We start from the raw sequence: 26,541 nt of genomic DNA, 5'->3' as shown, positions 1-26,541 counted from the left end.
TATGACCGAACAACATATTGCATCCGCATTCGACCGGGATCTCGAAGCCATTCAGGCACACATCATGAAAATGGGTGGTCTGGTCGAGGCTGCGATTATGGGCGCTGCGCGCTCACTGGAAACACGTGACGAAGAACTGGCGCAAGAAGTACGTCAGGGCGACAAGGCCATTGACGCGTTGGAAGACGTTATCAACGAAGAAACCGCGCGCCTGATCGCATTGCGGGCCCCCACAGCGGGTGACTTGCGGTTGGTTCTTTCGGTGCTGAAGGTTTCGGCCAACCTGGAACGTATTGGCGACTATTCCAAAAACATCGCCAAGCGGACTACGGTTCTGGTCAATGCCGGCGAGATTAACGGCAGCGCTGCCGCCTTGCGCCGCATGGCACGAGAGGTTGAGGTTATGCTGCGTGACGCTCTGGATGCGTACATCCAGCGTGATGCCGAGCTGGCCACCGATGTGATCGAGCGTGATGAAGAAGTCGACCAGATGTACAATGGTCTGTTCCGCGAGTTCCTGACCTTTATGGCGGAAGATCCGCGCAACATCTCTTCGTGTATGCACCTGCATTTTATCGCCAAGAACATCGAGCGCATGGGTGACCATGTCACGGCAATTGCCGAGCAGGTCGTGTACCTGGTGACAGGTGAGCGCCCGACCGAGGCGCGGCCCAAAGCCGATACCACGTCGCAAACCGCCTAGGAGACAAGACAATGTCCGCTGATCAGCCAACAGTTCTGGTTGTAGAGGATGAATTGGCTCAGCGCGAAGTGCTGGCCTACAATCTTGAGGCCGAAGGCTTCCGCGTTTCCAAAGCGGCCAGCGGCGACGAAGCCATGCTGCTTGTGGATGAAGACAGCCCGGACATCATTGTTCTGGACTGGATGATGCCCAATCTCAGCGGGATCGAGGTTTGCCGGCGCCTGAAAACGCGTCCGGATACACGCTCGATCCCCATCATCATGCTGTCAGCCCGCAGTGAAGAGGTGGACAAGGTTCGCGGCTTGGAAACGGGCGCAGACGACTATGTGGTCAAGCCGTATTCGGTGGTCGAACTTATGGCTCGCGTCCGGACTCAGTTGCGCCGGGTACGTCCGGCGACGGTTGGTATCCGGCTGGAGTTCGATGACATCATCCTCGACTCGGAAACCCATAAGGTCAGCCGTGGCAACAAGCCTCTGAAACTTGGTCCCACAGAGTTTCGGCTGCTGAGTACGTTCATGGAAAAACCTGGCCGGGTCTGGAGCCGAGAGCAACTGCTGGATCGGGTGTGGGGCAGGGACATCTATGTCGATACCCGCACTGTGGATGTCCACATCGGGCGTCTGCGGAAAGCACTCACACAGCACGGTGGCGAGGATCCCGTACGCACAGTTCGAGGCGCTGGATACGCCTTGGGCTAAGCCTATCGCGGCAGCGTTTCCTCGGTCTGTGCCTGAGAAGCAAGCCAGTGCCGGAACTCTCGCAAAGACGGGTCATTGGATTTGGATTTGGGCCAAACCAGATAATATGCGCCCATGGTATCGACGGCATCTGGAAAGACGGCAATCAGTTTGCCTGTCGCCAGATCCTGCTCGATCAAATAGTTCGGTAGCAGCGCGACACCAAGGCCATGCAACGCAGCCTGATTGATGGTTGTAAACTGATCATGAACGGTGCCGGGCAGGGCATCCGGATGGTGAACGCCCATTTGACGAAACCATTCCTGCCAGGCTGCCGGGCGGGTCTGTATGTGCAACAATGGCAGTTTCAGAAGATCAGCGGGTGAACGAAGTCGCCCGGTCGGTAGCAAGGAAGGCGAGCAAACTGGTAGGACGCGTTCGACGCTAAGCAGCAGACGCTCTGTTCCCGGCCAGTCAGGTTCGCCAAAATGTAGTGCTGCATCAAATGGTTCTGCGGTAAAGTTAAATGGCCGCAGGCGCGTTGACATGTTGATTGTGATATCAGGATGCAGGCGCGCGAAGTCAGGTAAGCGTGGTACAAGCCAACGCATACCGAAAGTCGGTAGGATGGCCAGGTTCAGGGTACCCCCAACTGGCGCAACGTGAAGTTTCAGCGAAGCCTGTGCTATGTGGTTCAATCCCTGCCGAATTTCGGCGACGTATTCCTGTGCAGCCGGCGTCAGTGATAGGCGTTTTCTGTCCCGGCTGATCAGTTCCACACCCAATTGATTTTCCAGTGTTTGCAACTGGCGGCTGACTGCACTTTGAGTAAGCGCAAGTTCGTCAGCCGCCGCAGAAGCTGATCCAAGGCGGTCCAGTGCTTCAAGCGCACGGAGCGAAGAGATTGACGGGAATAGGCGTCGGGTGGTTTCCATGTATGCGATATACTCATGGAAACATGCAAATGTCTCGCTGTTTTTTGCGGTTTTGTCAGGGTAGGGTGCGGCAAACAGATTTAAGGAGCTGCAAGATGAACGCCCCAGAAACAAAACCTGTCCTTCGCGCAAAAGATGCTCCGGACCTTGGTAACTTTACTTGGGACGATCCATTCCGTTTGTCCGATCAGTTGAATGAGGACGAACGTCTGATCGCCGATAGTGCACGTGCGTATGCGCAAGAGAAGCTACAGCCGCGCGTTACCAAGGCGTTTGAGAATGAAGAAACTGATCCCGGAATCTTCCGCGAAATGGGCGAAATGGGCCTGTTAGGGACTACTATTCCTGAGGAATACGGTGGGATTGGCGCGGGCTACGTAACCTATGGGCTGGTTGCTCGTGAGGTCGAGCGCGTGGATTCTGGTTATCGTTCGATGATGTCAGTTCAAAGCTCATTGGTGATGTATCCGATCTATGCCTACGGCAGTGAGGAACAGCGCAGGAAGTATCTTCCAAAGCTTGCAAGTGGCGAATGGATCGGCTGTTTTGGTTTGACTGAGCCTGACGCCGGATCTGATCCCGCTGGCATGAAGACACGCGCAGAAAAGATTGATGGCGGTTACCGTCTGACCGGTAGCAAGATGTGGATTTCCAACTCACCGATTGCGGACGTGTTTGTGGTCTGGGCGAAATCTGATGCACATGACGGTAAAATCCGAGGCTTTGTGTTGGAGAAAGGCATGAAAGGCCTCAGTACGCCAAAGATTCAGAACAAGCTGAGCCTGCGCGCATCGATCACCGGTGAAATCGTGATGGATGGCGTTGAGGTAGACGAGGGCGCCTTGCTGCCGCACGTTCAGGGCCTCAAAGGACCATTTGGTTGCCTCAACCGTGCGCGTTATGGGATCAGCTGGGGTGTGATGGGATCAGCTGAGTGCTGCTGGCATGCAGCTCGCCAATACGGGCTGGATCGGAAACAGTTCAATCGTCCTTTGGCGCAAACGCAGCTGTTCCAGCGCAAACTGGCTGATATGCAGACCGAGATCGCACTTGGTCTTCAGGCCAGCTTGCGTGTTGGCCGTCTGTTAGATCAGGCCGAAGCAGCACCAGAGATGATTTCGATCGTAAAGCGCAACAATTGCGGCAAGGCACTGGATATCGCTCGGATGGCGCGTGACATGCATGGTGGCAACGGAATTTCGCTGGAATTCCAGGTCGTGCGGCACATGATCAATCTGGAAACTGTAAACACCTATGAAGGGACGCATGACGTTCATGCGTTGATACTAGGGCGGGCACAAACCGGGCTGCAGGCGTTCTATTGAACCATATAATAGATATCGTGTAATCTGTATTATGTAAAAAATATACCCTATGAACACTGCCAATCTTCGCATTGGCGGTGTTTTTACAAGATGTTACGCTGTGAATTGAAACAGATACAGCGGACCCCCAGATGGAACTTAAGGATAAAGTAATTGTCATTACCGGAGCTGCCGGTGGTATTGGCAAAGGACTGGCTGAGCGGTTCGCCCGCGAAGGTGCACGTATCGTTTGTGCAGATCTGAATTTACCCGAAGCTCAAGCAGTCGCTGATGCGATCAAGGGCAAAGCCATCAAATGCGATGTATCCAGTGAAGATGACATCCAGGCGTTGATCGAAGCCGTCGAAAGCACACTCGGGCCAATCGACCTCTTTTGTGCCAATGCAGGAATTCTGACTCTTGGCGGGCTTGAGGTGCCGGATGAAGATTGGGACCGGATCTGGAAAATCAATGTCATGTCGCATGTGTGGGTTGCACGTCACCTAGTGCCAAGGATGGTTGAGCGTGGTCACGGCTATATCCTGACAACTGCATCAGCTGCTGGCTTGTTGAACCAACCTGGCGCTGCTCCATATGGGGTCACCAAACACGCAGCCGTTGGTTTTGCCGAGTGGCTTTCTCTGACTTACGGCAATCAAGGTATACGCGTTTCGGTACTATGTCCGCAGGCTGTCCGGTCCGAGATGACGCGCGGACACGAAAATTCGGTTGCCGCAATCGACGGAATGCTTGAGCCCGAAGATGTGGCGCAGGCCTGTGTAGAAGCAATCGCTGAAGAGCGCTTCCTTGTCTTGCCGCATCCGCAGGTACTCGATTACATGCGTTTGAAAACAGCCGACTATGATCGATGGTTAGGCGGAATGCGGAAGCTAAATCAACAGTTTGTCGGTGAAACCTAAGATCGTTTTTGTGGTTTGCGCAACAGCCCTTCCTGTGCCACCGACGCGACAAGAGTGCCATCCTGGGAATAGATCGACCCGCGGTTAAAGCTACGTCCCTGCCCCGTCCACGGCGACTCCATCGAATACAAATGCCAGTCCTGAAACTGAACTGGCGCGTGGAACCACATCGCGTGATCGAGGCTTGCGCCATTGATTTCACCGGTAAACCAGCTGAGCCCATGCGGACGCATGCCCGAACTCAGCAGGCTCATATCCGATGCATATGCCAACAAAAGGTGTTGCGTCACTTGGCTTGCTTGATCGGCGGCCTGCATCCGGAACCAGATATGGTTATGATCATCTGCTTTCTCTGGTTGAAATAGGTCCAGCGGCTCAATTTCTCGTACGTCAATCGGACGTTCACGTAGGAATTCCGTGCGTAGCCTCTCAGGGACGCGAGGCAGATATCTTTGCCTTAACTCATCCCGCGTGGCGTGCTTTTCCGGCGGTTCCACGTCCGGCATTTTGTGCTGGTGATCCCAGCCGTCATCCTGAATGTGAAAGGACGCCGACATATTCAGGATTTGCTTTCCGTGTTGAATGGCAACAACGCGACGGGTCGTAAATGAACCTCCATCTCGTGCCCGATCAACTTGATATATAACCGGAATCTCTGGATCGCCGGGCCTTATGAAATAAGCATGTAGCGAGTGACACAAACGATCCTCAACGGTCCGATACGCTGCCGCCAATGCCTGTGCTATCACCTGACCGCCAAATATGCGCATTGGCGTCTCACCGCCCGATCCGGTGCCGCGAAACAGATCGACCTCAAGGCGTTCAATGTTCAACAGGTCCAGCAGAATGCGTTCGGCTTCAGTCATATCCGACTCTCCGGTTTGGTTTTGCCATCGGGTAGCAGCCCTACGGCCCTCATTCAATCAATGCCCCAAGGACAAGCCCTTTGAGTTCTGATCGCGACGGGTAGGAGCTGGACGGCGAAAGTTGGGTGAAGAACACACAAGTGAAATCGTTCTCACGGTCAATCCAGAAGAAAGTTGAGGCCATTCCACCCCAACTAAAGTCGCCAACTGAGCCGGGTGTGCGGGCACGTGCTGGGTCAAGAACCACGGCGCCGGCCAAACCAAAGCCCATGCCTTCCATAGGTTGTTCAGCAAAGCTTTGCGGCCCCATTGATGCGATGTCACCGGGTAAGTGATTGCGCATCATGAAGTCGACGGTCTTTGAACCCAGTAGTCTGTTGCCGTTGAATGCTCCTTTGTTTCGTAGCATCTCGGCAAATCTGGCATAGTCGTCGATCGTTCCGACCAATCCTCCGCCACCGGAAAATGTTGAGGCATTCTTGAACGGTGATTGACCGGGCTGATCCGTCAGACGCAAGGTTTCCCCACCGCTTTTAGCCGCATTCAGGGCCATCGCGTCACCTTCTAGCGGGGTGTAGAGCGAGGCAAATCGATCCCCTGCCCCTGAGGGTACGGAAAAGGCAGTCTCGTGCATCCCCAATGGCGCAAATATTTGTTCTGCGAAGAACTGATCCAGCGTTTGTCCCGATACGATTTCGATCACACGCCCGATTACATCAATCCCGACCGAATATTCCCATTGAGTTCCCGGTTTAAATGCGAGCGGGAGTTGCGCCAACTCTTTGACTTTGTCTGCCAAGTGCCCTTGGTTTGGCCCAAAAATCAGGTCCAGCTCATCCATTGCCGCTGGCAATATGCCGGGGTTGAATGGATAGCTTAAACCGCTGGTATGGGTGAGTAACTGGTGCAGCGTGGGGGTCGGAGTATCTTCGGTTTGATCAATGCGCTCAGCATTTGGGACCAAGGCCTGCATGTTCCGAAATTCTGGGATGAACTCTGAAACGGGTGCTTCTAGATGGAACAATCCGCGCTCTGCCAGCATCATCAATGCGACAGATGTTATTGGTTTGGTCATCGAGTATATTCGGACCAGGGTGTCCCGCTTGAATGGTAGATTGTTCTCGACGCTGCGCTGCCCACAGGTGTGAAAAAAAGCTTCTCGTCCACCCTGGTGCAGCAATATTGAACTGCCTGCGTATTTTCTTTGGTCTACATAGCCTTGCATCCAATCACGAATGCGATCCAATCGTGCTGTATCAAAATTTGCTGTCACGATCCCTACCTGCTCAATGCCTTTATCTGAGGTGATCTTGCCGCCTTGTCCGGTGAAACGACAGACAAAAATGAAAGAGTTTGCCTGAAAAGCCAAAGCAGTATCGGCGTTTGCACAGTGACGCTGCTAAACTGAAACAGGTAAAGATTCGCAGGTTTTTTGTTTTTCCCCGCATCAAAGTTCTAATTCGGAGTAAGATCATGCCGCATAGTGTTGATTTTATGTATGATTTTAGTAGTCCCAATGCGTTTCTTGCGCACAAGGTACTACCGGATCTGATCAGTCGCCGCTCTGCCGATCTGCGGAATGTTCCGATACTACTAAGCATTGTTTTTAAGGCGACGAATAACCAGAGCCCCTTTCAGGCATTTGCGGAGAACCGACAAAAATCGGCTTACCTGACGCATGATCTACACCGTTTCGCGCGACGTCGCGGAATTAGCTTTCACATGAGCCCACATTTCCCGCTGAACACAAAATTCGCGATGCGAGGTGCCGTGTTTGCGATGGGTAAACCATGGGAAAACAAATACATAGACGCCATTTTTGACGCAATTTGGGTGCATGGCCAAAAGATCGATGACCTTAACGTTTTGTCTGATGTTCTTCAGGAAAATGGTCTTCCTATAAGAAAGATCCGTGAAGCGATCTCGAGCGCCGACATCAAACAGAAGTTGAAAGAGCAAACCAAGGCAGCGGTGAGGAGTGGTGTGTTTGGCGTACCCAGCATGTTCGTCGGGCCCGAGATGTTCTTTGGAAAGAACAGCCTGGGGAATCTGGACCTTGAGCTTTCGCTAGACAAGTAGGCGCTAAGGCCGCATCCCCAATTCGTGCGCTGCAGACTTCAATCTTTCAGCGTGTTCACTTTCCAGTTCTTCCGGTGTGACATAGAAACTAGGCCCACCGATATTCAGGCCGAAGAACCTGTCATCTTGCGGTGAAGGAACTGGAACAGAGATGGCGTGAACATCGTCGCGCCAGAGTGAGTATCCGGTGCAATACCCATGTCTATCATATTCATCTTGCGCAGTTTTTATCGAATCTTGCAGTTGAACCTTGCCCAAGCCGAGATCTTGTTTTGCAGCTTCGATTGCTGCCTCTTGGCGGTCTTGGGGCATTCCAACCAGAATGGAGCGACCCATTGCGGAGGTGAACAATGGCAGGCGTGATCCGACATGCATGGTTAGCGCAACATTCTCGGTCGATCGGTTTACCGCCACATAGATCACTTCGGCGCGGTGGGCTTCACCCAGTGCGACTGTAAGATAGGGGTTCGCTCCGCTTCTTAGATCGCGCAACACGTCCGTAGCACGCTCACAAATATCCGTTCCGGCCAAGACGCTGAAACCCAGCCTCAGAACCCCTGCCCCAAGCCTGTATGAGCCCCCGGGATGATCCTGAACCAAATAGCCAAGTTGGCAGAGTGTGTGGGTCAATCGAGAAATCGTGGGTTTCGGTAAACCTGTTCGATCAGAGAAATCGGTATTGGTTAAAGCTGCCTCACCATGGCGAAAACAACGCAGAATTTGCAGGCCACGCGCCAGCGAAGTGACAAAGTTCCTGTCTTTTTCCCCTTGACCGGGTTCGGCTAGATCATCTGTGGCCATACGCGTTTCCGATCACTTCAATGCTGACAACCCATGTTGTGCAAAGACAGGAACATAGGCGCCAAAGGCCTGCGCACGCGCAGGATCAGATGCATTCCCATCGAGTGCGCGCTTGTAAACCCCTTGCAGGATGCCCGCCATACGAAAGAAGTTGAAAGCAAGATAAAAGCCGAAGTTTTCTATACCGGATATCCCGCGACGCTCGCAATATCTGGCGATAAAGGCTTGGTCCGCTGGAAGGCCAAGGTTATCGCGATCGATACCGGCAAGCCCCCGTCCCTCTCTACCCGGTGGCATTTGCCATTGCATGATGACAGCAGCCAAATCGGCATATGGATGGCCGATCGTCGACAGTTCCCAGTCCAGAACCCCGATACAACGGCTGCCGTCACGCTCGAACATCAGGTTGTCGATCCTGTAGTCACCATGCACCAGAGTTCTCTGACCATCATCTTCCGGAATCGAGGCTTCCAATGCAGAAATCAGGGCGTCCATATCTGCAATCTCGTTGGTTTCCGAAGCCCGGTACTGTTTGGTCCAACGCGCAATCTGACGTTCAAAGTAGTTTCCCGTCGGTCCATAGTCAGACAATCCAACCGCATCGATATCGACCATATGAAGCTCGGCCAGAACCCGGTTCATTTCGTCCAGTATTGCGGTTCTGGTTTCGTTGGATTCGCCTTTCATCGTCGGCTCTAGAAAGGTTCGCCCCTGCAAATGTTCCATTACATAAAAGGCGGATCCAATGATGTCGTCATCTTCGCATAGCAGATACATCTTGGGCACCGGCACCTTGCTGCCTGCAAGAGCGCTCTGCACACGAAACTCACGGTCAATAGCATGAGCCGATTTCAACAAGACACCAGGCGGTTTTCGCCTTAAAACAAAGCTTTTATCTGGAGTTTTTAACTCAAAGGTGGGGTTAGATTGCCCCACCGCAAACTTAGTAGCCTCCAGCGGGCCGCGATGACCGTCCAGGTGATTTGCCAAATAGGCGTCGACAGCATCGATATCCAACGTATCGGTGCTCATAGCGCGTCGGCAAAAATATTGCCGCCCGTTACCACGTTGATACCGCCAGAGACAGGGATCACCGAACCGGTCACGTAGCTGCCACCGCGGCCGCAAAGGAACAACAAACAGCCCGCGATGTCTTCGTCGCGGCCTACTCTGCCCAGCGGCACGGATTTGCCTACCTTCTCCCTCTTTTCTTCGTCTGCTGTTGCGAAGGCGGTCATCCGCGAGACAAATGGTCCGGGGGCCAGCGCATTAACCGTAACGTTGTACGGGGCAAGTTCCTTGGCCATGATCCTTGTAAGGTGGATGACTGCCGCCTTCGAAGCCGAATAGCTGTAGGCCCCATCTCCCATAGGAACTTCACCCATAACTGACGCAACATTAACCACGCGCGCAGGATCGTCGCCGGATCCTGATTTCATCAAGATAGGCAGCAGCTTTTGCGTTAGGTCAAAGATACCGGCGACATTGACCGACATGACTTTTTCCCAGGCATGATAGGGAAATTGACCCAGCGGAGCCCCCCAACTTATGCCAGCATTATTCATCAGAATATCAAGGCGTTCCGTCCGGTTTTTGATTTCAGATACCAGCGCGTCAATACCTTCTTCTGTACTGATATCTCCTGCAAAACCCTCTGCAGTTCCCTCGGCATCAAGTGCGTTCAATTCTGCCGCCACAGCCTCACAGGAGTCTCCCTTTCGCGACGCGATCAACACTCTTGCGCCTGCTCGCACCAGCGCCTCGGCGGCCATGCGCCCGATACCTGTTGCACCGCCGGTGACCAGTGCAGTCTTACCCTGCAGGGAAAAGAGTTGTTCAGGGGTCATAGGGTGTCCTTTTCTAATCGACTGCTCTGTGTTGCCCGTTCTTACATAAACACAACCTCTCAAACCGAGGCTGTTTCGCTGTGCAGAATTACATTTCGCTAAATTCTTGACAACACATGCGGGTGGTTCAACTTTCTGTGCTTAACAGAGGCAATTACGAGAGACTCAAATGCAAGCATTACTCAGCGTCGCGCCAGGAGGCCCCGAGACTCTTGAATTGACCACAATGTCCGATCCGGAGCCGAAAAAGAACGAGTTGTTGATCAGAGTGCGGGCAGCAGGCGTCAATTTCCCGGACACACTGATTATTCAAGACCTTTATCAGATGAAGCCACCTCGCCCGTTTGCGCCGGGTGGTGAGGTTTCGGGTGAGGTCATCGCAACCGGATCTGGGGTTGAAGGTTTCCAGGTGGGTGATCGCGTTCTGGCGCTAACCGGCCATGGCGGATTTTCAACGCATCTGTGCATCAATGCATCTTCGGCGATCAAGTTTCCCGAGACGATGCCGTTTAAAGATGCCGCCTGCTTTATCTTCACGTACGGCACCTCCTACCACGCCCTGAAAGACCGGGCGGCGTTGAAACCCGGAGAAACGCTGCTGGTACTCGGGGCCGCCGGTGGCGTTGGGTCTGCAGCGATTGAGCTTGGGAAAACCATGGGCGCACGTGTAATCGCTGCGGTCTCTTCGGAGGACAAGGCCAAGTTTTGTCGCGAAATTGGCGCTGATGAAACGATCATCTATCCGCGAAAGCTCGACAGGGACGCACAGAAGGCTTTGTCAGCGGAGATCAAGCGGCTTTCCGGTGGTGAAGGTGTCGACGTGATCTATGATGCCGTCGGGGGTGAGTATGCTGAACCAGCGCTGCGCAGCATGGCGTGGAATGGTCGGTATTTGGTGGTTGGTTTTCCCGCAGGCATTCCCAGCATCCCCCTGAATTTGCCTCTGCTCAAAGGATGTCAGATCGTAGGGGTCTTTTGGGGAGCTGCAGTTTTTCGCGACCCTCAGGGCCACGCCGAAAACATAGGCGAGCTGTTTCAGATGTACCTGGACGAAAAGATAAAGCCTCGGATCAGCGCAAGTTATCCGCTGGATAAGGCGGCTGAGGCGTTAGACTTGCTGACGCAGCGATCTGTTCTCGGAAAGGTTGTTGTCACAATGGGCGATTGACCAACAATCTTTCAGCTCTCCCGCCAAGACTGGTCACAGAGATTCACCAATGCTCGCCTCATAAGAGCAATGCTGGTGGACAGCCCCACCTTTTCGCGTTTAAGAGAAAGTATGGGGATAGTGAGATAATGCACAACGTTCTGGTTTTGAATGGCCCGAATCTCAACCTGCTAGGAACGCGGCAGCCTGAGGTTTATGGCCACACGACACTCAAGATGATCGAAGACCTGTGCGTTTCGCACGGCAACTCGATTGGGCTGACTGTATCGCATATACAGTCAAATCACGAAGGCGCATTGATCGATGCGATACATGCCGCTCGTGGTGTGCAGGCCGGGATCGTGCTGAATGCCGGAGCTTTCACGCATACATCTGTGGCGCTGATGGATGCTATTTCTTCAGCCGAAGTGCCGGTTGTTGAAGTTCATCTTTCCAACATCCACGCGCGCGAAGCATTTCGCCACAAATCCTACATCGCACCAGTAGCCATCGGACAGATCTGTGGCTTTGGGGCCAAGGGGTATGTGCTGGCCCTTGATGCGTTGGCAGCTCATCTAAGTGATGGGGGCAGCGGATGAACCTTCATGAATATCTGAACTTCGTAAGTTATTCCACGACGCTTGAAGAGCTTTGGGATGGGCATTGTCGTCAGATGGCGGGATACGGTTTCGACCGCCTGCTCTACGGCTATACACAGTACCGGACAGAAACGTCGCTGGGTGATCCCGAAGACTTTGTGATACTGACCAATCATGGCGAAGGGTATCTGGAGGGTTTCCTGAAAGATGGCCTATACTTTAACGCTCCGATGTTGAAATGGGCGTTGAACCACGAAGGTGCTGCCAGCTGGAGCATGATCCATGAGATGATGTCCAGCGGTGTAATGACGCCAGCAGAACGCAAAGTTTTTGATTACAACAAGTCCAAAGGCGTTACTGTCGGCTATACCGTCAGCTTCAACTCGGTCTCGGTACGTTCAAAGGGTGCGATCTCACTGTCGGACAGTAGTGGCCGAACGCAGGATGATCTGGATGCGCTCTGGGAGGAGCATGGTGACGACATCCTGCTTATGAACAATGTCGTGCATCTCAAGATTCTGACCCTGCCCTATAACGCGCCCAATCGCGCTTTGACAAAACGTCAGAAAGAAGCCCTGCAATGGGTTGGTGATGGTAAGACCACGCAGGATATCGCCCTGTTGATGGGGCTCACATCGGCCACAGTTGAAAAGCACCTTCGCCTCGCTCGTGAGGCTCTGTCAGTCGAAACAACGGCTCAGGCTGTACTGAAGGCATCGCTTCAGAACCAGATATTCGTCATGGAAGCCTGAGAGTAAAATCGGCGCTAATCCGCGTCAATTTACCTTAGGTAAGGAAATCATGACTTTTCGAATCTGGGCGTAAAATTGCAAAGTGATACTGTTCCGTGAGTGGTGGCTTTAGCCAGGGAACATTTGATCGGATCTTTGCAATTCCAGAGCTCTCCGATCGCTCTGACAAAGGGGCGCCTATTCGTCCGCGTACCTGTGTCGGAAATTTTGGGGGGCCTCGACCATCCCCATCATGCGGGGCCCCTCAATCCAAATTATGATTGTTCTCAAGCTGCGCCTTTTGGGCGCTTTTTTTGTTCAGGCTTTTCCTTGGACATAAAAAAGCCGGCTACGCTTGGGCGTAACCGGCTCTTTTTCGATCACGGTCGCCCGTGAAATCGCGGGCTTAGCCCTGAGCTGCCTTGGCAACTTCGGCTGCGAAGTCTTCTTTTTCGACTACGATGCCTTCGCCAACTTCCAGACGGACGAAACCGGTGATGGTTGCGCCTGCTTCTTTGGCCGCTGCTTCAACGGTCAGGTCAGGGTTCACAACAAACGCTTGGTTCAGCAGTGTCGATTCCGCGACGAATTTTTTCATACGGCCTTCGATCATCTTTTCGATCACCTGCTCCGGCTTGCCGGATTCGCGGGCGATGTCCATCTGAACCTGCTTTTCTTTCTCGACAACAGCCGGATCCATATCCGCTTCGGACAGAGCAGCAGGGTTCACAGCTGCGATGTGCATCGCAACCTGCTTGCCGATGGTTTCGTCACCACCCGACAGAGCCACCAGAACGCCGATTTTACCCATGCCATTGGTGGCTGCGTTGTGGACATAGGAAACAACGGTGTCGCCCGACAGTTTGGCCATGCGGCGAACCGACATGTTTTCACCGATGGTCGCGATTTTGTCGGTCAGGGTGTCAGCAACGCTCTTGCCGCCCAGATCGGCCGCCAGCAGAGCTTCGACATTGTCGACGCCTTCAGCTGCGTATGCAATCTTGCCGACCATTTCCTGAAACTCAGAGTTTTTCGCAACGAAGTCGGTTTCCGAGTTCACTTCAACAGCAACACCGTTGCCACCGTCGACGTGGACTGCAACCAGACCTTCAGCTGCGGTACGGCCCGATTTTTTAGCCGCTTTGGCCAGACCTTTGGTGCGCAGCCAATCAACGGCTTCGTCCATGTTGCCGCCAGTTTCGGTCAGCGCTTTTTTTGCGTCCATCATGCCTGCGCCGGTCGAGTCGCGCAGTTCTTTAACCATTGCTGCTGTGATTGCCATCTTTTGGCTCTCCTCAATTCAAACGGAATTGGGGCAGGTCTACCCTGCCCCATATGTCATTTACGTGACGGGCAGCTTACGCTTCGGCAGGAGTTTCTGCTTCTGCGGGGGCTTCTTCTTCTGCAACGGCTTCTTCGACCGGTGCTTCTTCGAAGGCACCCAGGTCAACGCCTGCAGCGCCCATCTGAGCGGTCATACCGTCCAGAGCGGCACGTGCGGCCAGGTCACAGTACAGCGAGATTGCGCGAGCTGCGTCGTCGTTGCCGGGGATGATGTAGTCAACGCCGTCGGGCGAGCAGTTGGTGTCGACAACAGCCACAACCGGGATACCCAGCTTGTTGGCTTCGGCGATGGCCAGCGCTTCTTTCTTGACGTCGATGACGAACAGCAGATCAGGAACGCCGCCCATTTCGCGGATACCGCCCAGCGAAGCCTGCAGTTTGCCCTGGTCCCGCTCCATGCCCAGACGCTCTTTCTTGGTCAGGCCTTCGGCGCCCGATTCCATGGCTTCGTCGATCTGGTTCAGACGGTTGATCGACTGGGAAACGGTTTTCCAGTTGGTCAGGGTGCCGCCCAGCCAGCGGTGGTTCATGTAGTACTGAGCCGACTTTTCAGCCGCTTCAGCGATCGGGCCAGCTGCCTGACGCTTGGTACCAACGAACAGTACTCGGCCACCTTTGGCGACGGTGTCACGAACGGCCTGCAGAGCCTGGTCCAGCATCGGAACGGTCTGGGTCAGGTCCATGATGTGGATGCCATTGCGCGAGCCGTAAATGAACGGGCCCATGCGGGGATTCCAACGCTGTGTCTGGTGACCAAAGTGAACGCCAGCTTCCAGCAGCTGACGCATGGAGAACTCGGGAAGAGCCATGCTATGTTTTCCTTTTCCGGTTTACGCCTGGGCGGGGGTGAAAGAAGCGGATGCTCCAACCGGCGGTCTTGATGAGGATGTCTCCCTCAAAAAGCCCAAACCCCGCCTGCGGGTTTGAATGGCGCGCGTATACGGCAGCTTTGGATATAGCGCAAGGCCCAATCGCCCTTATTTTTCAAGCCGCGCCAGGCTGTGCGCGTGGCGCACGGCCTCTTCACAATGCGCAGCCAGTGCCTTGCGATTATCAAAGTCGCAAACCCGGGCCGGAGAGTGATAGATCAGTTCGACAGTACCTTGCCGCCGCGCGCCGAGCGTCTTGAGCAAATGAGGTCCAAAATCCATATCGCCCCACCAGCCATAGAAGCGATCTGGTTGTCCGGTTGGCGCGTGAAACACTACCGATACTGGCTGTACGAACATAAAATCGCGCAACTCGTCTGAGAAGAACGCAGCAAAAAGCGTTGTTTTGAAAGGCAAAACCCGCAAACCATCTGTCGATGTGCCTTCGGGAAAGAACAACAACTTGTGTCCTGCAGTAAGGCGTTCTTCGAAAATCTGGGTTTGCTCACGCGCTTTCTTGCGATCTCGTTCTATGAAAACGGTACCCGTGGCGCGTGCCAGCCAACCGATGACTGGCCATTTCGCCACCTCTGCTTTGGAGACAAAGTAGACGCGCTTGCGTGCATTCAAAGCGAAAATGTCCAACCACGAAGTGTGGTTTGCCACGACCGCACCTCGTTCCCTCATCAATTCGCCTGAACTCTGAAAACCGATTCCGAGAATTCGGAAGGCATTGCGGCAAACAAATTGGGTGACAAACGGCGTTATCGGGCGCCGCACACCAAACAGAGGCAATTCAACAAGGCGGATGGTCAGCAGCACGATCAGGCCACCAAATACGAGCAGCGCCAGCGGCACGCCGCGCAGGATCACAAGCAGCCAGCCCAGAAAACCCAGTTCGATTGGGTCGGGGGCGTCTTCACTGTTCCAGAGTGGATCGTTCACCTGTTTAGGCTCCGCCATAGATGCGCTTCTGACGTTCATTCATGCGAGCTGTATCCAGGATCAGGCACACATCCGTGGTATTGAATGCGTGATCAATGAAAGCCCCCTCGCCCACAAAGCCACCAAGCCTAAGATAGGCTTTGATCAGCGCGGGAACCTGAACCATTGCCGCGCGTCGGTCCAACGCTTCGGGAGCGACAAGATCCATAGTTTGAAACACATCCGGCTGAGCCCGCACCCTCAAGTCCGGTGGTGCCAGATGGTTGTGGTGCAACATCGAAAGTGGTTGCTCTAATTCCTGAACGTCCGTTCCGTGAAAACTGGCGACCCCAAACAGAACCTCGATTTCTCGTTGGGCAACGTAGCCAGCAAGACCGTTCCAGAGGTGATACATGGCCGTTCCACCCCGATAGTCCGGATGCAGGCAAGACCGACCTAGTTCCAACAGCTTACGACCACTTTGCTTGAGTATGGTCAGATCATATTCATCTTCGGAGTAGAACTGCCCAAGCTCGGCAGCGCGATCGCCCGGCAACAGCCTGTAGACGCCGACCACCTCGCCCTTGGCATCATCATAGGCCAGCATGTGATCGAAATAGGGGTCGAAACGGTCCTGCTCCAGCCCAGCCTCATGGTCGACCATCTCACCGCCGCCACCAAGTTCACGAACAAAAACGTCATAGCGTAACCGCTGCGCAGCGCGCATTTCTTCTTCGGTTTCAGCCAGTTTGATCGTGAATGAGGGGCCAGCGTCCGGCATGTCAGGCGTATCGGTCCTTTGTTGCTACGGCGGCTGATACCCCAGTTCTTCGACCGAAGGCAACAAGTGCGCGACTGGCTATTCCCGTTAACTTTTCTTAAACCAGTTTCACGGATCAAAGACCGGCATCAGAGCGATGCGTGTTCCGTCAATCACCACCTTCCCCTGCTCGCGGAAATTTACGGTGATTTTGCCCGCGATGTTGGACTGAACCTGTCCAACACCCCAGTCGGGGAAATCCGGGTGACGGACATACATGCCCGGTGCAAGAATGGCATTCAGATCTGTCATGCAGAGGCCCCAGTCCGGCAATAGGCAGATGCATCAGGAGGTACGCATGGGCGACACCAACGTCAACCTGGCCGAGTTAATCGGCTCTCGGATCTGTCACGATCTGATCAGCCCCATCGGGGCGATCACCAATGGGTTGGAACTGTTGGATATGGTCGGTGCCGTACAGGGCCCCGAGATGGAACTTATATCAGGCAGCGTTGGTAGCGCAGGCGCGCGGATCCGGTTCTTTCGGGTGGCTTTTGGCTCGGCCAGCGATCACCCATTGGGACGTGCTGAAATCGCCGAATTGCTCAAGGATATCGAACGCGCTGGCCGGGTGCGCGTCCATTGGGCACCAAGCGAGGCCATCCCGCGCAATCAGGTAAAGCTGGCCTTTCTCGCAATGATGTGCTGCGAAAGTGCAATGCCCATGGGCGGAGAGGTTGAAATCACCGTCCAGGGCGACCAGTGGCAGGTAATGGGTACTGGCGACAAGCTGAATATTGATGGTGATCTATGGAAGAATGTCACAACCGGCCGCTTTCCAAATAAAATCACCCCGGCTCAGGTGCAATTCGCGCTGCTGCCTGAAACAGCCGCGATTCTGGGGCGGCGGGTCGTGGTGGAAACCACCTCAACCCGCGTCGTGATCAAGTTCTAGCTACGGGTCGTTCCGTTTCCGCGAACCAGATACTTGAAACTGGTCAATTGAGCTGCACCAACTGGGCCACGGGCATGCATCTTGCCAGTGGCGATCCCGATTTCAGCCCCCATGCCGAACTCGCCACCATCGGCGAACTGGGTCGAGGCGTTGTGCATCAGAATGGCACTGTCGAGACGTTCAAAGAACCGCGCAGCCGCCTCGGTGTCTTCGGTCATGATACAGTCCGTGTGGTTCGAGCCAAATTCGCGAATATGCGAGATCGCTTCGTCGATATCAGCAACTGGTTTTGCAGAAATGATGCTGTCGAGAAACTCTTTGCCCCAATCTTCGCCCGAGGCTGCGACGGTACCATCAATCGCCAAAGCGCCTTCTGCGTGAACTTCCACACCCGCTGCCAGAAGTGCTGCTATGACGTCTCTGCCAAGCGTCTCTGCAACGTCCTGATGGATCAGCAGACATTCGGCTGCGCCACAGATGCCTGTGCGACGGGTCTTGGCGTTAAGTACAACGTCCAGAGTTTTCTGAGGATCAGCAGCTTTGTCGATATAGATGTGCACAATGCCCTCGAGGTGGGCAAATACTGGCACCCGAGCCTCACGCTGTACTAACCCAACCAGCCCTTTACCACCACGCGGTACAATGACGTCCACATAGTCAGTCATGGTCAGCAATTCCTGAACTGCCGCGCGGTCCCGTGTGGGTACCAATTGAATTGCATCTTCGGGCAGATTTGCGGCCTTCAGCCCCTCGACCAGACAGGCATGGATAGCGGTTGAAGAATGGAAGCTCTCGGACCCGCCCCGCAGGATCACAGCATTTCCTGATTTCAGACAAAGCGCGCCTGCATCAGCAGTCACGTTCGGACGGCTTTCGTAAATCACTCCGATAACGCCCAGCGGTGTGCGAACGCGCTGGATGTTCAGACCCGTCGGCATATCCCATTCCGAAAGAACCTCACCAACCGGATCAGTCTGCTCGGCAACGGTACGCAAGCCATCAACCATGCCCTGAATACGGGCCTCATCCAGCATCAGGCGATCCATCATCGCCGGGCTCAAACCCTTTTCGCGGCCAAATTCCAGATCCTTCTGATTGGCTTCGATAATCTTCGCGCGATTCTTCCAGACTGCGTCCGCTGCCGCGATCAGAGCGGCATGTTTGCGTTCTGCGGTGGCAAAACCAAGGTCTTTGGACGCCTCTTTCGCACGTTTTCCAAGATCGGCCATCAGGGCGGGGATGTTGTCGAAATCCTTCATATTATGTGCCTTTCAGGTCGGAGTATTCTGATTAGTAGTTCGCGTTTTTACAGAGCCAGATCGTCACGATGAACCAAAGCAGCCCTGCCCGGATAACCCAACGTGGCCTCGATTTCCGAGGATTTGCGCCCTTTGATGGCATCGGCTTCTTGCGCAGTATAGCGGCTGAGACCTTGTGCCAGCCGCCGTGCATCAGGATCTAATATCGCTACCGGATCACCGCGCCCGAAATCGCCGGTCACTTCGACGATACCAGCGGGCAGCAAGCTCTTACCATTCGCAAGTGCCCGCGCAGCACCTTCATCTACGGTGATTTCTCCACGTGGCTTCATAGCAGAAATCCAGCGCTTGCGGGCCGCGTGCGGATCAAGCGTAGCGGTAAACCATGTGCAGTTCGCGCCATTTTCAAGCGTTTTCAGCGGGTTCAGCGGGGATCCTTCAGTGATCGCCATATCGCAACCGGCGGCAATAGCCATCTTACCAGCCAGCAATTTGGTTTTCATACCGCCCTTTGATAGTCCAGAACCGGCATCACCGGCCATCGCTTCGATCTCGGGCGTGATCTGGTCAATCACTTCGTAGCGCGTGGCCGTGGGATCTTCGTTAGGATTACCGGAATAGAACCCATCCACATCCGACAGAAGGATCAATTGATCAGCACCCACTGTCACCGCGATCTGTGCCGCCAGACGATCATTATCGCCATATCGGATCTCATCCGTCGCAACTGTGTCGTTTTCATTAACGATCGGCACAACGCCAAGGCTCAGCAGAGTTTCCAAGGTGGCGCGAGAGTTCAGGTACCGCCTCCGGTCTGCACTGTCCTCAAGCGTTACCAATACCTGGGCCGTTTTGATCTCATGCGGGGCAAGCGCCTCTTCATAGGCACGCGCCAGCTTGATCTGACCTACGGCGGCAGCGGCCTGAGACTGCTCGAGCGGCAGATTTGCCAAAGGCAACCCAAGAACCCCACGCCCAAGGGCGATTGAGCCTGACGATACCAGGATAACATCCGTTCCCTGCCCCTTGAGCCAAGCAACGTCCTGCGCCAGTGAATGCAACCAGTCTGAGCGCAGCAATCCCGTTTCGCGGTCTACAAGCAGTGCAGACCCGATTTTGACAACCAGGCGTTTGGCAGTGCTTAGGGTTGCCAAGACTGCGCCTCCTCAGTGGGCTTTTGCCGCAGGCGATTTTCATCAATTTGCGCGCGCAGAGCACGCAATACTTCAGTGACGCCCAGATGAGCTACGCCAGACATCGTCATGACGGGACCACCGACAGCTTCTTCCAGCTCAGTCTTGGTGAGTTCGAGCTCTTCTTCATCCAAAGCATCAACTTTGTTCAACACCGTGATCCGCGGTTTCTCCGCCAACTCACCACCATAAGCTTCCAGCTCATGAATGATTGTTCGATAGTCTTCAGCCACGGTTTCAGAGGTGCCATCAACCAGATGCAGCAGAACGGCGCAGCGTTCGACATGACCCAGGAAACGATCGCCAATACCGCGCCCTTCGTGTGCGCCTTCGATCAAGCCGGGAATGTCGGCCACTACAAATTCGACGTTATCGACACCTACAACACCCAAGTTTGGGTGCAGAGTTGTAAACGGATAATCGGCAATCTTCGGACGCGCGTTGGAAGTTGCGGCGAGGAAGGTAGATTTGCCGGCATTTGGCATACCCAGCAGACCCACATCGGCAATCAGCTTAAGTCGCAGCCAGATGGTGCGATCGATACCGCCCTGTCCGGGATTGGCACGGCGTGGCGCCTGGTTGGTGGCCGATTTGAAATGCAGGTTGCCGAAGCCGCCATTTCCACCTTTGGCCAGCAGAACACGTTGACCAACTTCGGTCAGGTCACAAATGACGGTCTCTTCGTCTTCATCAAGGATTTCGGTGCCGACGGGTACACGCAGGACGATATCATCACCATCCTTGCCAGTACGTTGCTGACCGCGACCCGGTTGGCCATTCTTGGCAAAGAAGTGCTGTTGATAGCGGAAGTCGATCAGGGTGTTCAGCCCATCCACAACTTCGGCCCAGACGGACCCGCCCTTACCGCCGTCGCCGCCATCAGGACCGCCATATTCAATGTACTTTTCGCGCCGAAAGCTGACGCACCCGCCACCGCCGGCCCCGGACCGGATGTAGACCTTTGCAAGATCGAGAAATTTCATGACTGTCCCCTAATGCAAAGGCCCCATCGGCCACAAGTCAGAGTTTTTTACTGTACGTCCAGGTGGGCACGTTTGCATCGCGCGCCACCGAATAGCTTTCGGCATCGCCAAGGTATTCAAACCCGCAATGAGTCAGCACCCGGGCCGACGCCGGATTGTCCTGAAACACGCTGGCGAACATGTTCGAGTTTTCCAGCGGGTTGGCCAGAACCAACGCTTCGACTGCCAGTGAAGCGATACCGGTATTCCAATAGAGAGGAGCGACCCAATAGCCCACTTCGGACTGATTGCGGTCGAGTCCCTGAAGCGAGATCAGGCCAATCAGCTCTGGTCCACCATCCTTGGTGGCATCCATGGCCCAAACGTCCTCTTCCCGCTCTTCCGACATCGCACGCGTTACAAAAGCCTCGGTCGAACCGGGCGGTAACGGATGCGGAATGGTTGTGGTCATGCGTGCAACACGCTCATCGCCTGCATAATGCTCGATGAGACCCATATCCGAACGGCGCAATGGGCGCAGGTCGAACCGCTCGGTTTCTATGACCGGCTGATTTATTATTGTCTCAAGTTTCATGAGTGCGTTCCTCCTCCGAACAACACAAAAAGTACGGACGCAACAGTGAGACTCGCTAACGTCCACATCAGATATTTTTCCGCGGGTCGACCTTCAACCACGTGGGCAATTCTATCTCCGGCAAATGTCCAGATCGGGTGTAAAATCACCTGACAAAACAATAAACAGAGAGCGATCGTGAACGTTGCGTTAAAGGTGGGCGTGCCAGCCGCAACGAACCCGGTAAACCCGGCAATGATCATGGCCCAAGCCTTTGGATTAAGGGGATGAACAATCAAACCCGCCCAAAAACCGGGCACTTCTCCGGTGGTCTCACTGCGTGAAAGGCGCAGATTGGCGATCTTCCAGGCCAGCCAGCAGATATACGCCGCTGAGGCGTATTTCAGGACCGTAAAGACCATCGGCGCCTGATCCGCGAGCTGAAGCAGACCAAAACCTACCGGCCAGATGATCAGCTGTTTGCCCAAGATGACACCAGCCACAAACGGCAGCGCGGCTTGGAACCCATACCGCGCACCCGTGCCCAGTAGAACCATGTTGGCAGGACCTGGCGTGCCGACCTGACTTGCAGCGAAAATCAGGAAACTGGTTGTGGCGACTGTCATTGCTGCGCCTCCCAATCCCTGCGTGTCAAAAGCACGTCCTGAATGGTCACATCTTCGTTGGTCGAACGTACCGTCGCTGCGTGTTGGCCGTCGGGCTTGAACACTAGCTTCGTCAGAACGGACTTGGACCGCTCATTGCCCAAGTGATAACCAGACGTGAGCTCGGACCGATCGGACCGAAAGAACCGTGCAATCATCGCGCGGCAGGCCTCGGTGACGAAGCCCTGCCCCCACGATCCTTTCTCGACCCAATAGCCCAACTGGGAACCGGTTGAGATGCAGCCGACCAAAGCGTTATCTTTGGTAATGGCAAAGGCATCGTGTTCATTGGCTATGGTGTCGATGAATTCGGCCGAATGCGTATCCTCATAGGGGTGCGGTACTACTGTCAGCCACCGCGCCACCTCGAGGTCGTTTAGAAGTGTGACCAGACGCGACGAATCCTCACGCCGGAACCGACGCAGGACAAGACGCTCTGTTTTAATCACTTCGGTCATAAGACCACTCCTGAAAACGAGAAAGGGGACCGGCACTTTGTGCCGGTCCCCCATGAATTTTTCTTAAACCTCTGGGTTTCGGCTTACTCTGCGGCCTCCGCCACTGGCAGGACCGAAATAAAGGTGCGGTTTTTGAGTCCCTTGTGGAACTTCACGGCGCCATCGACAGTTGCAAAGATCGTGTGGTCTTTGCCAATGCCTACGCCTTCGCCCGGCCAGAACTTGGTGCCGCGCTGACGTACGATGATGTTGCCTGCAATGGCAGCCTGGCCACCATACAGTTTCACGCCAAGGCGGCGACCAGCTGAGTCGCGACCGTTACGGGAGGAACCGCCAGCTTTTTTATGTGCCATTCTCTCTCTCCTTAGCCTTTGGCCAGCTCTTTGGCCTGCTCAACCCACTCGGGTTTCACTTTGACCGTTTCGATAGCAGCAATCTGCTCGTCCGACAAGGCAGCCAAAGCAGCAAAGCTCTCGATACCGGCTTCGGCCAGCTTCTTGGCAGCGGCAGGGCCGACACCGTTCAGCTTGGTCAGATCATCAGCGGCAGCAGTTGCAGCGGGTGCTTCTGCTTTGGCTTCAGCTTTCTTGGCAGGCTTTTTCGCTGCAGGAGCAGCTTCGCCAGCCGGAGCCGATCCGGTTGCAGCTTTGATGCCCGACTTGTCAGCGCCCGACGACAGGATGTCGGTGATTTTGACCAGAGTCAGTTTCTGACGGTGGCCAACGGTACGCTTCGAGCTGTGCTTACGACGGCGCTTGACGAATTTGATGACCTTGTCACCTTTGATCTGTTCGATCACTTCGGCCTGTACGCCTGCGCCTTCGACGAAAGGTGCACCAACAACCGGAGCATCACCGCCCAGCATCAGAACGTCATTGAATTGAACAGTTTCACCTGCGTCGGCAGCCAGTTTTTCAACGCGGAGGATATCACCCGCCTGAACTTTGTACTGCTTGCCGCCAGTCTTGAGGACCGCAAACATGCGTCTTTCCTTTTCATACCCGCGTTCTGTGGTCCCCAATCGGGTGTTTTGGCCTAGGCCACCTCGAACAGCGCGCCCTTTTCGGGCTGTGTGACGACCCCGGAGCGAACCCCATAGGTCAAATAATAACGAGACCCGGCGCGGAGATTCCGGCCGGGATGCGCGCTTATCTAAATATTCGGGTGGAAAGTCAACCCAGAACCTGCATCACAATTCGGATGCCCCGACAACACGCCCAACAGCCATTCCAAGCTGGTATGAAGTCTCGTTGAACATCTCGTCAAGACCAATGAACAGGGCGTCGTTCAATGCCCGCCCTGCATCGGTTCTGGAAAAAGCGATGTTTTCACGCATCTGGGCTTCGTTCAGTGGCCGATACGCCAGCAACAAGAACGAATATAACCAATTGCGGGTCACAGTTTCGGTCTCGTCTTTCTGCGCAAGAAGCTCGGCCAGCATCTCGCCATCATCACCAACGATCCCCTGCCCGTCCATGATACCGCGGAAGAACCTGTAATCGGAACTGAAAGAACCCTGTACGTTGCGCTCGATTAGATCGTTGATCTCGATGTATTCTTCAATAAGCCGAAAGAACTCGGACTGTCTGTCCATATCTTCGTATGATGACTGAGCCATTTCCTCGACCGCCTCATCCGAAAAGGCACGGCGTGCCGAGTTTTCCAATGCGACGATAGTCTTGCCCAAATCGCTTTCGAAAAAGATCGCTGCCTGTTCAAGCTGCTTGTCATTCATCCTTGCATCAAGAGCATCGGTTATCTTCGATCGCATCCAGGTTGGGTCAAATGTATCATCAACCTGCGCATGAAAGAACGTCCCGCCGGCCCCGCTTAGAAGCATCTCATCCAGCTCGCGTCCCTGAGTCAGCCCTTCTTCGCGGAAAATCTCAACGACCTGATCCAACTGCATCGCTGTGGCCAGTCGTTCAACATATTCACTGGCCGAAACGGGCGCGGCCCATAGCAGGATGACAGAGGCAAAGGTTGCGATCAGACGCATCATATATCTTGTGCCGGACGCAGTTCCGCCATTCTGGCTGCAAGAACCTCGAACCGCATCGCCATGATTTCGTACTGAATGGCATTCAGAAGTTCATAAACTTCCTGCATCAATGGCTGTTCAAGCGCATCAGCATAGGCGTCAATATCCGTGTCCGAGAAATCCTGATAGGTGTAAGCTGCGCCTGCCAAAGCTGAAAGTTGGATCGATTGACGCATCTGGGCCTCGTTCCTTCGCAACACCTCACGCAGCTCATCCCCACTGAATTGCAAATCTATGACACCCGAAGCACTGGCGGCCAGAAGGAACCTCAGTTGAATTTCCTGTAACGCGCGCAGCGACGTATCGCTTGAATCGATTGCGCGGTTCATCCTCTTCAGGCCTTCGACGCGATCTGATCCTGACCTGACAAGATCCGATATGATTTCCTGCCCCGCAAGCTGTTTCGCGTCATCATTTTCGACCATATGTGAGGCATTTTCCGCCTCGACCAATCGTTGTCCAAGATCTGAGGCGTAAAACTCGACGGCATGGTTCAGCGCTTCGTCGCGAAGTGTCTGCTCGAGAATCGATACAGCCGTTTCATGCATCTCATCGGTATCGAAAACTTCTTCGGTTAAACGCGTCCAATCGGCCCCGAAACCATCAGGATCGATGCCCAGCATTTGCGGAGCCGAAGCAGAAGCGAGCGCAATACTCTCGAGAGCGACATCAAAACCTGTCGTAGTCAAAAAGGCCTCAATTCGGTCCCGGCTTGCGGCCTCAACCGGCATTGGGTTTGAAACGAGTGCCACCATCGGCACAACCAGGCAGAAAATCATGTGGCGGATGCTGTATGTCATAGGCTTCAGCCTAGGCCTTTTCCGAGGACAGGCAATGGAAAATCCATCGATTGCGAATTTCAGGAATTTTCTGCTTGCACCCCTGCGCGTTCATCACTAAATCCCCCCCTCACAGACCCCCGCGGAGAGGTGCCGGAGTGGTCGAACGGGGCGGTCTCGAAAACCGTTGTCGGTGCAAGCCGACCCAGGGTTCGAATCCCTGTCTCTCCGCCATAAGCTTACCTTGGCATGTCAATTCAAGTGTTGGAAATTACAGCATTTCAACTCGCTATTTTGGCGAGTGGCGTGATGTTGCCACCATCATACAGCCTGATCAGCGTCGCATAGCTCAAATCCCGGATATGAAAAGGTTTCCGGGGTTTTCCCCTTTGAAGTCACATAGCTTTATTCCATCTCAGCGGCACATATTCCAAAGGAGATCGTCATGTCCCGCCTAATCCTTATTGTCGTCATCGCCGTGATCGGCATCGGCGCTTACTATTATGTAAACCAACCAGAACAAACACCGGCTGAGAAAATTCAATCAGCCGCAGAAGATGCAAGCGATGCGGTCGGTGAAGCGGCATCCGCAGCGCAGGAAGCAGCCAGTGATGCGCTCAATTCAGCGACTGAACAAGCAAGCGAAGCTGCGTCCAGCATCGCCGATCAGGCAAATGCAGCCGCTGAACAGGCCGGTCAAGCCGCAACAGATCTGGCAAATCAGGCAAGCGATACTGCCACAGATCTGGCCAATCAGGCCACGGACACAGCAACCGACCTTGCCAATCAGGCAGGCGATCAGGTTGCGGCCTTAACAGGCCAAGGACAGGAGCTTTTCAACTCTTGGATTCAGGACGGCATGTTGACTGCGCAGCAGTTTGACTATGAAAAGATGGTCGCGTCTGTGCAGGAAAGCTCGCTGACGCAAGAAATTAAAACGCAGGCCATCAAGATTCTGGATGATATCAAAGCAGCACCCGACACTGTGGTCGAGAAAATTCAGGAACTTCGCAATTTGCTGACTCAGCAATAACTTTTTCGGGCCGGTGTGATCCGCCGGCCCGAACTCTTCTGTCATTCGGGGCCGTTCCGCTACGTTATGGGACAGAATAATTGACGCAGAGCGGCGCATTTGTTTGGCTCGGA

General features: G+C 54.4%; 31 protein-coding genes and 1 tRNA gene. 11 read left to right on the top strand and 21 right to left on the bottom strand.

Going from position 1 to position 26,541, the window contains the following annotated elements:
• Position 1 precedes the first annotated feature (1 nt).
• Both phoU and phoB read left to right on the top strand, forming a co-directional pair.
• Positions 2 to 703 carry a phosphate signaling complex protein PhoU gene (gene phoU / locus ACR0CW_RS07860; RefSeq protein ID WP_155143168.1) on the top strand — a complete coding sequence of 234 codons (702 nt, stop codon included), beginning with the start codon at positions 2 to 4 and terminating at the stop codon, positions 701 to 703.
• Positions 704 to 714: 11 nt separating this feature from the next.
• Entirely contained in the window at positions 715 to 1,404 is a 690-nt protein-coding gene (phoB, locus tag ACR0CW_RS07855; protein WP_155143169.1) for a phosphate regulon transcriptional regulator PhoB, read from the top strand.
• 2 nt (positions 1,405 to 1,406) lie between these two features.
• Here the strand turns inward: phoB and ACR0CW_RS07850 are convergent, their stop codons facing one another.
• On the bottom strand, positions 1,407 to 2,318 hold the full coding sequence (locus tag ACR0CW_RS07850) for a LysR family transcriptional regulator (RefSeq protein ID WP_480787363.1): 912 nt from the start codon (positions 2,316 to 2,318) through the stop codon (positions 1,407 to 1,409).
• Positions 2,319 to 2,413: 95 nt separating this feature from the next.
• Here ACR0CW_RS07850 and ACR0CW_RS07845 point away from each other — a divergent pair, with 95 nt between their 5' ends.
• Both ACR0CW_RS07845 and ACR0CW_RS07840 read left to right on the top strand, forming a co-directional pair.
• Positions 2,414 to 3,643, top strand: coding sequence for an acyl-CoA dehydrogenase (locus ACR0CW_RS07845; protein WP_480740766.1), 1,230 nt, complete (start codon positions 2,414 to 2,416; stop codon positions 3,641 to 3,643).
• A 131-nt stretch (positions 3,644 to 3,774) separates the two neighbouring features.
• Complete coding sequence (locus ACR0CW_RS07840; RefSeq protein ID WP_480787362.1) at positions 3,775 to 4,542, top strand: SDR family oxidoreductase; 768 nt, start codon at positions 3,775 to 3,777, stop codon at positions 4,540 to 4,542.
• Here ACR0CW_RS07840 and ACR0CW_RS07835 read toward each other — a convergent pair.
• Entirely contained in the window at positions 4,539 to 5,408 is an 870-nt protein-coding gene (locus ACR0CW_RS07835; RefSeq protein WP_480740762.1) for an acyl-CoA thioesterase, read from the bottom strand. The two genes, ACR0CW_RS07840 and ACR0CW_RS07835, sit on opposite strands and share 4 nt — an antisense overlap.
• Before the next feature lie 49 nt (positions 5,409 to 5,457).
• A complete protein-coding gene (locus ACR0CW_RS07830; RefSeq protein ID WP_480787465.1) occupies positions 5,458 to 6,633 on the bottom strand; it encodes a serine hydrolase domain-containing protein in 1,176 nt (391 codons plus the stop codon).
• Between the two features lie 248 nt (positions 6,634 to 6,881).
• Between ACR0CW_RS07830 and ACR0CW_RS07825 the strand changes: the two genes are divergently transcribed.
• On the top strand, positions 6,882 to 7,487 hold the full coding sequence (locus ACR0CW_RS07825; RefSeq protein WP_480787361.1) for a DsbA family protein: 606 nt from the start codon (positions 6,882 to 6,884) through the stop codon (positions 7,485 to 7,487).
• Between the two features lie 3 nt (positions 7,488 to 7,490).
• Here ACR0CW_RS07825 and ACR0CW_RS07820 read toward each other — a convergent pair whose 3' ends face one another.
• The 3 genes from ACR0CW_RS07820 to ACR0CW_RS07810 are packed head-to-tail and all read right to left on the bottom strand — an operon-like array spanning position 7,491 to position 10,135.
• The gene (locus tag ACR0CW_RS07820; protein ID WP_480787360.1) at positions 7,491 to 8,288 is read right to left on the bottom strand and encodes an IclR family transcriptional regulator; all 798 of its coding nucleotides are present in this window, start codon (positions 8,286 to 8,288) and stop codon (positions 7,491 to 7,493) included.
• 12 nt (positions 8,289 to 8,300) lie between these two features.
• Entirely contained in the window at positions 8,301 to 9,320 is a 1,020-nt protein-coding gene (locus ACR0CW_RS07815) for a phosphotransferase family protein (protein WP_480787359.1), read from the bottom strand.
• The gene (locus ACR0CW_RS07810; RefSeq protein WP_155143177.1) at positions 9,317 to 10,135 is read right to left on the bottom strand and encodes an SDR family NAD(P)-dependent oxidoreductase; all 819 of its coding nucleotides are present in this window, start codon (positions 10,133 to 10,135) and stop codon (positions 9,317 to 9,319) included. Before ACR0CW_RS07810 ends, ACR0CW_RS07815 begins: the two co-directional genes overlap by 4 nt.
• A gap of 169 nt (positions 10,136 to 10,304) precedes the next feature.
• Between ACR0CW_RS07810 and ACR0CW_RS07805 the strand changes: the two genes are divergently transcribed.
• The 3 genes from ACR0CW_RS07805 (at position 10,305) to ACR0CW_RS07795 (ending at position 12,633) form a co-directional block, all read left to right on the top strand.
• A complete protein-coding gene (locus tag ACR0CW_RS07805; protein WP_480787358.1) occupies positions 10,305 to 11,303 on the top strand; it encodes an NADPH:quinone oxidoreductase family protein in 999 nt (332 codons plus the stop codon).
• 128 nt (positions 11,304 to 11,431) lie between these two features.
• Positions 11,432 to 11,881, top strand: a complete 450-nt coding sequence (gene aroQ / locus ACR0CW_RS07800) for a type II 3-dehydroquinate dehydratase (protein WP_480787357.1) — start codon at positions 11,432 to 11,434, stop codon at positions 11,879 to 11,881.
• On the top strand, positions 11,878 to 12,633 hold the full coding sequence (locus tag ACR0CW_RS07795) for an autoinducer binding domain-containing protein (RefSeq protein ID WP_155143180.1): 756 nt from the start codon (positions 11,878 to 11,880) through the stop codon (positions 12,631 to 12,633). The genes aroQ and ACR0CW_RS07795 overlap by 4 nt, the downstream gene beginning before the upstream one ends.
• A 385-nt stretch (positions 12,634 to 13,018) precedes the next feature.
• Here the strand turns inward: ACR0CW_RS07795 and tsf are convergent, their stop codons facing one another.
• The 5 genes from tsf to ACR0CW_RS07770 form a co-directional block, all read right to left on the bottom strand.
• Entirely contained in the window at positions 13,019 to 13,894 is an 876-nt protein-coding gene (gene tsf / locus ACR0CW_RS07790) for a translation elongation factor Ts (RefSeq protein ID WP_480787356.1), read from the bottom strand.
• A gap of 76 nt (positions 13,895 to 13,970) precedes the next feature.
• Positions 13,971 to 14,765 carry a 30S ribosomal protein S2 gene (rpsB, locus tag ACR0CW_RS07785; protein WP_480740744.1) on the bottom strand — a complete coding sequence of 265 codons (795 nt, stop codon included), beginning with the start codon at positions 14,763 to 14,765 and terminating at the stop codon, positions 13,971 to 13,973.
• A gap of 168 nt (positions 14,766 to 14,933) precedes the next feature.
• Entirely contained in the window at positions 14,934 to 15,788 is an 855-nt protein-coding gene (gene olsA, locus ACR0CW_RS07780) for a lyso-ornithine lipid O-acyltransferase (protein ID WP_480787355.1), read from the bottom strand.
• A complete protein-coding gene (gene olsB, locus ACR0CW_RS07775; protein ID WP_480787354.1) occupies positions 15,775 to 16,530 on the bottom strand; it encodes an L-ornithine N(alpha)-acyltransferase in 756 nt (251 codons plus the stop codon). Before olsB ends, olsA begins: the two co-directional genes overlap by 14 nt.
• Positions 16,531 to 16,638: 108 nt before the next feature.
• Complete coding sequence (locus ACR0CW_RS07770) at positions 16,639 to 16,821, bottom strand: DUF3553 domain-containing protein (RefSeq protein ID WP_008756567.1); 183 nt, start codon at positions 16,819 to 16,821, stop codon at positions 16,639 to 16,641.
• 46 nt (positions 16,822 to 16,867) lie between these two features.
• Here ACR0CW_RS07770 and ACR0CW_RS07765 point away from each other — a divergent pair, with 46 nt between their 5' ends.
• Entirely contained in the window at positions 16,868 to 17,464 is a 597-nt protein-coding gene (locus ACR0CW_RS07765) for a histidine phosphotransferase family protein (RefSeq protein ID WP_480787353.1), read from the top strand.
• On the opposite strand, the gene ACR0CW_RS07760 is transcribed toward ACR0CW_RS07765, so the two are convergent.
• The 10 genes from ACR0CW_RS07760 to ACR0CW_RS07715 form a co-directional block, all read right to left on the bottom strand.
• Positions 17,461 to 18,723, bottom strand: a complete 1,263-nt coding sequence (locus ACR0CW_RS07760) for a glutamate-5-semialdehyde dehydrogenase (protein ID WP_480787352.1) — start codon at positions 18,721 to 18,723, stop codon at positions 17,461 to 17,463. The two genes, ACR0CW_RS07765 and ACR0CW_RS07760, sit on opposite strands and share 4 nt — an antisense overlap.
• 47 nt (positions 18,724 to 18,770) lie before the next feature.
• Positions 18,771 to 19,877, bottom strand: coding sequence for a glutamate 5-kinase (gene proB / locus ACR0CW_RS07755; RefSeq protein WP_480740732.1), 1,107 nt, complete (start codon positions 19,875 to 19,877; stop codon positions 18,771 to 18,773).
• On the bottom strand, positions 19,865 to 20,899 hold the full coding sequence (obgE, locus tag ACR0CW_RS07750) for a GTPase ObgE (RefSeq protein WP_480787351.1): 1,035 nt from the start codon (positions 20,897 to 20,899) through the stop codon (positions 19,865 to 19,867). Before obgE ends, proB begins: the two co-directional genes overlap by 13 nt.
• Positions 20,900 to 20,936: 37 nt before the next feature.
• Entirely contained in the window at positions 20,937 to 21,473 is a 537-nt protein-coding gene (locus tag ACR0CW_RS07745; protein ID WP_155143188.1) for a GNAT family N-acetyltransferase, read from the bottom strand.
• On the bottom strand, positions 21,470 to 22,078 hold the full coding sequence (locus ACR0CW_RS07740; protein WP_155143189.1) for a LysE family translocator: 609 nt from the start codon (positions 22,076 to 22,078) through the stop codon (positions 21,470 to 21,472). The genes ACR0CW_RS07745 and ACR0CW_RS07740 overlap by 4 nt, the downstream gene beginning before the upstream one ends.
• Positions 22,075 to 22,575 (bottom strand): GNAT family N-acetyltransferase, encoded by a 501-nt coding sequence (locus tag ACR0CW_RS07735; RefSeq protein WP_480787350.1) that lies wholly within the window; start codon positions 22,573 to 22,575, stop codon positions 22,075 to 22,077. The genes ACR0CW_RS07740 and ACR0CW_RS07735 overlap by 4 nt, the downstream gene beginning before the upstream one ends.
• Before the next feature lie 83 nt (positions 22,576 to 22,658).
• On the bottom strand, positions 22,659 to 22,928 hold the full coding sequence (gene rpmA / locus ACR0CW_RS07730) for a 50S ribosomal protein L27 (protein WP_050602452.1): 270 nt from the start codon (positions 22,926 to 22,928) through the stop codon (positions 22,659 to 22,661).
• Positions 22,929 to 22,939: 11 nt separating this feature from the next.
• A complete protein-coding gene (locus ACR0CW_RS07725) occupies positions 22,940 to 23,557 on the bottom strand; it encodes a 50S ribosomal protein L21 (RefSeq protein ID WP_170330422.1) in 618 nt (205 codons plus the stop codon).
• Between the two features lie 207 nt (positions 23,558 to 23,764).
• Entirely contained in the window at positions 23,765 to 24,574 is an 810-nt protein-coding gene (locus ACR0CW_RS07720; protein ID WP_155143202.1) for a DUF2059 domain-containing protein, read from the bottom strand.
• A complete protein-coding gene (locus ACR0CW_RS07715; protein ID WP_480787349.1) occupies positions 24,574 to 25,416 on the bottom strand; it encodes a DUF2059 domain-containing protein in 843 nt (280 codons plus the stop codon). Before ACR0CW_RS07715 ends, ACR0CW_RS07720 begins: the two co-directional genes overlap by 1 nt.
• 123 nt (positions 25,417 to 25,539) lie before the next feature.
• On the opposite strand from ACR0CW_RS07715, the gene ACR0CW_RS07710 reads away from it, so the two are divergent.
• Together ACR0CW_RS07710 and ACR0CW_RS07705 are read left to right on the top strand one after the other, a co-directional pair.
• A tRNA-Ser gene (locus ACR0CW_RS07710) sits at positions 25,540 to 25,629 on the top strand.
• Positions 25,630 to 25,840: 211 nt separating this feature from the next.
• Positions 25,841 to 26,428: a hypothetical protein gene (locus ACR0CW_RS07705; protein WP_480787348.1), complete on the top strand. Its 588-nt coding sequence runs from the start codon at positions 25,841 to 25,843 to the stop codon at positions 26,426 to 26,428.
• Positions 26,429 to 26,541 lie beyond the last annotated feature (113 nt).

Source organism: Ruegeria sp. CH6, assembly GCF_056537005.1.
Note: the sequence above shows the minus strand (reverse complement) of the source record. Positions and strands in the feature narration are given on the sequence as shown.

Bases quoted from the DNA above. Each gene is read 5' to 3' on its own strand.
- ACR0CW_RS07765 (WP_480787353.1), top strand. From the start codon at position 16,868: ATGGGCGACACCAACGTCAACCTGGCCGAGTTAATCGGCTCTCGGATC.
- ACR0CW_RS07830 (WP_480787465.1), bottom strand. From the start codon at position 6,633: ATGCAAGGCTATGTAGACCAAAGAAAATACGCAGGCAGTTCAATATTG.
- olsA (WP_480787355.1), bottom strand. From the start codon at position 15,788: ATGGCGGAGCCTAAACAGGTGAACGATCCACTCTGGAACAGTGAAGAC.
- ACR0CW_RS07725 (WP_170330422.1), bottom strand. From the start codon at position 23,557: ATGTTTGCGGTCCTCAAGACTGGCGGCAAGCAGTACAAAGTTCAGGCG.
- obgE (WP_480787351.1), bottom strand. From the start codon at position 20,899: ATGAAATTTCTCGATCTTGCAAAGGTCTACATCCGGTCCGGGGCCGGC.
- ACR0CW_RS07840 (WP_480787362.1), top strand. From the start codon at position 3,775: ATGGAACTTAAGGATAAAGTAATTGTCATTACCGGAGCTGCCGGTGGT.
- olsB (WP_480787354.1), bottom strand. From the start codon at position 16,530: ATGCCGGACGCTGGCCCCTCATTCACGATCAAACTGGCTGAAACCGAA.
- phoU (WP_155143168.1), top strand. From the start codon at position 2: ATGACCGAACAACATATTGCATCCGCATTCGACCGGGATCTCGAAGCC.
- ACR0CW_RS07770 (WP_008756567.1), bottom strand. From the start codon at position 16,821: ATGACAGATCTGAATGCCATTCTTGCACCGGGCATGTATGTCCGTCAC.
- ACR0CW_RS07835 (WP_480740762.1), bottom strand. From the start codon at position 5,408: ATGACTGAAGCCGAACGCATTCTGCTGGACCTGTTGAACATTGAACGC.
- ACR0CW_RS07815 (WP_480787359.1), bottom strand. From the start codon at position 9,320: ATGAGCACCGATACGTTGGATATCGATGCTGTCGACGCCTATTTGGCA.
- ACR0CW_RS07820 (WP_480787360.1), bottom strand. From the start codon at position 8,288: ATGGCCACAGATGATCTAGCCGAACCCGGTCAAGGGGAAAAAGACAGG.
- ACR0CW_RS07715 (WP_480787349.1), bottom strand. From the start codon at position 25,416: ATGACATACAGCATCCGCCACATGATTTTCTGCCTGGTTGTGCCGATG.
- ACR0CW_RS07735 (WP_480787350.1), bottom strand. From the start codon at position 22,575: ATGACCGAAGTGATTAAAACAGAGCGTCTTGTCCTGCGTCGGTTCCGG.
- rpsB (WP_480740744.1), bottom strand. From the start codon at position 14,765: ATGGCTCTTCCCGAGTTCTCCATGCGTCAGCTGCTGGAAGCTGGCGTT.
- ACR0CW_RS07845 (WP_480740766.1), top strand. From the start codon at position 2,414: ATGAACGCCCCAGAAACAAAACCTGTCCTTCGCGCAAAAGATGCTCCG.
- rpmA (WP_050602452.1), bottom strand. From the start codon at position 22,928: ATGGCACATAAAAAAGCTGGCGGTTCCTCCCGTAACGGTCGCGACTCA.
- ACR0CW_RS07705 (WP_480787348.1), top strand. From the start codon at position 25,841: ATGTCCCGCCTAATCCTTATTGTCGTCATCGCCGTGATCGGCATCGGC.
- ACR0CW_RS07760 (WP_480787352.1), bottom strand. From the start codon at position 18,723: ATGAAGGATTTCGACAACATCCCCGCCCTGATGGCCGATCTTGGAAAA.
- aroQ (WP_480787357.1), top strand. From the start codon at position 11,432: ATGCACAACGTTCTGGTTTTGAATGGCCCGAATCTCAACCTGCTAGGA.
- ACR0CW_RS07745 (WP_155143188.1), bottom strand. From the start codon at position 21,473: ATGAAACTTGAGACAATAATAAATCAGCCGGTCATAGAAACCGAGCGG.
- ACR0CW_RS07720 (WP_155143202.1), bottom strand. From the start codon at position 24,574: ATGCGTCTGATCGCAACCTTTGCCTCTGTCATCCTGCTATGGGCCGCG.
- phoB (WP_155143169.1), top strand. From the start codon at position 715: ATGTCCGCTGATCAGCCAACAGTTCTGGTTGTAGAGGATGAATTGGCT.
- ACR0CW_RS07795 (WP_155143180.1), top strand. From the start codon at position 11,878: ATGAACCTTCATGAATATCTGAACTTCGTAAGTTATTCCACGACGCTT.
- ACR0CW_RS07805 (WP_480787358.1), top strand. From the start codon at position 10,305: ATGCAAGCATTACTCAGCGTCGCGCCAGGAGGCCCCGAGACTCTTGAA.
- ACR0CW_RS07810 (WP_155143177.1), bottom strand. From the start codon at position 10,135: ATGACCCCTGAACAACTCTTTTCCCTGCAGGGTAAGACTGCACTGGTC.
- tsf (WP_480787356.1), bottom strand. From the start codon at position 13,894: ATGGCAATCACAGCAGCAATGGTTAAAGAACTGCGCGACTCGACCGGC.
- ACR0CW_RS07850 (WP_480787363.1), bottom strand. From the start codon at position 2,318: ATGGAAACCACCCGACGCCTATTCCCGTCAATCTCTTCGCTCCGTGCG.
- ACR0CW_RS07740 (WP_155143189.1), bottom strand. From the start codon at position 22,078: ATGACAGTCGCCACAACCAGTTTCCTGATTTTCGCTGCAAGTCAGGTC.
- ACR0CW_RS07825 (WP_480787361.1), top strand. From the start codon at position 6,882: ATGCCGCATAGTGTTGATTTTATGTATGATTTTAGTAGTCCCAATGCG.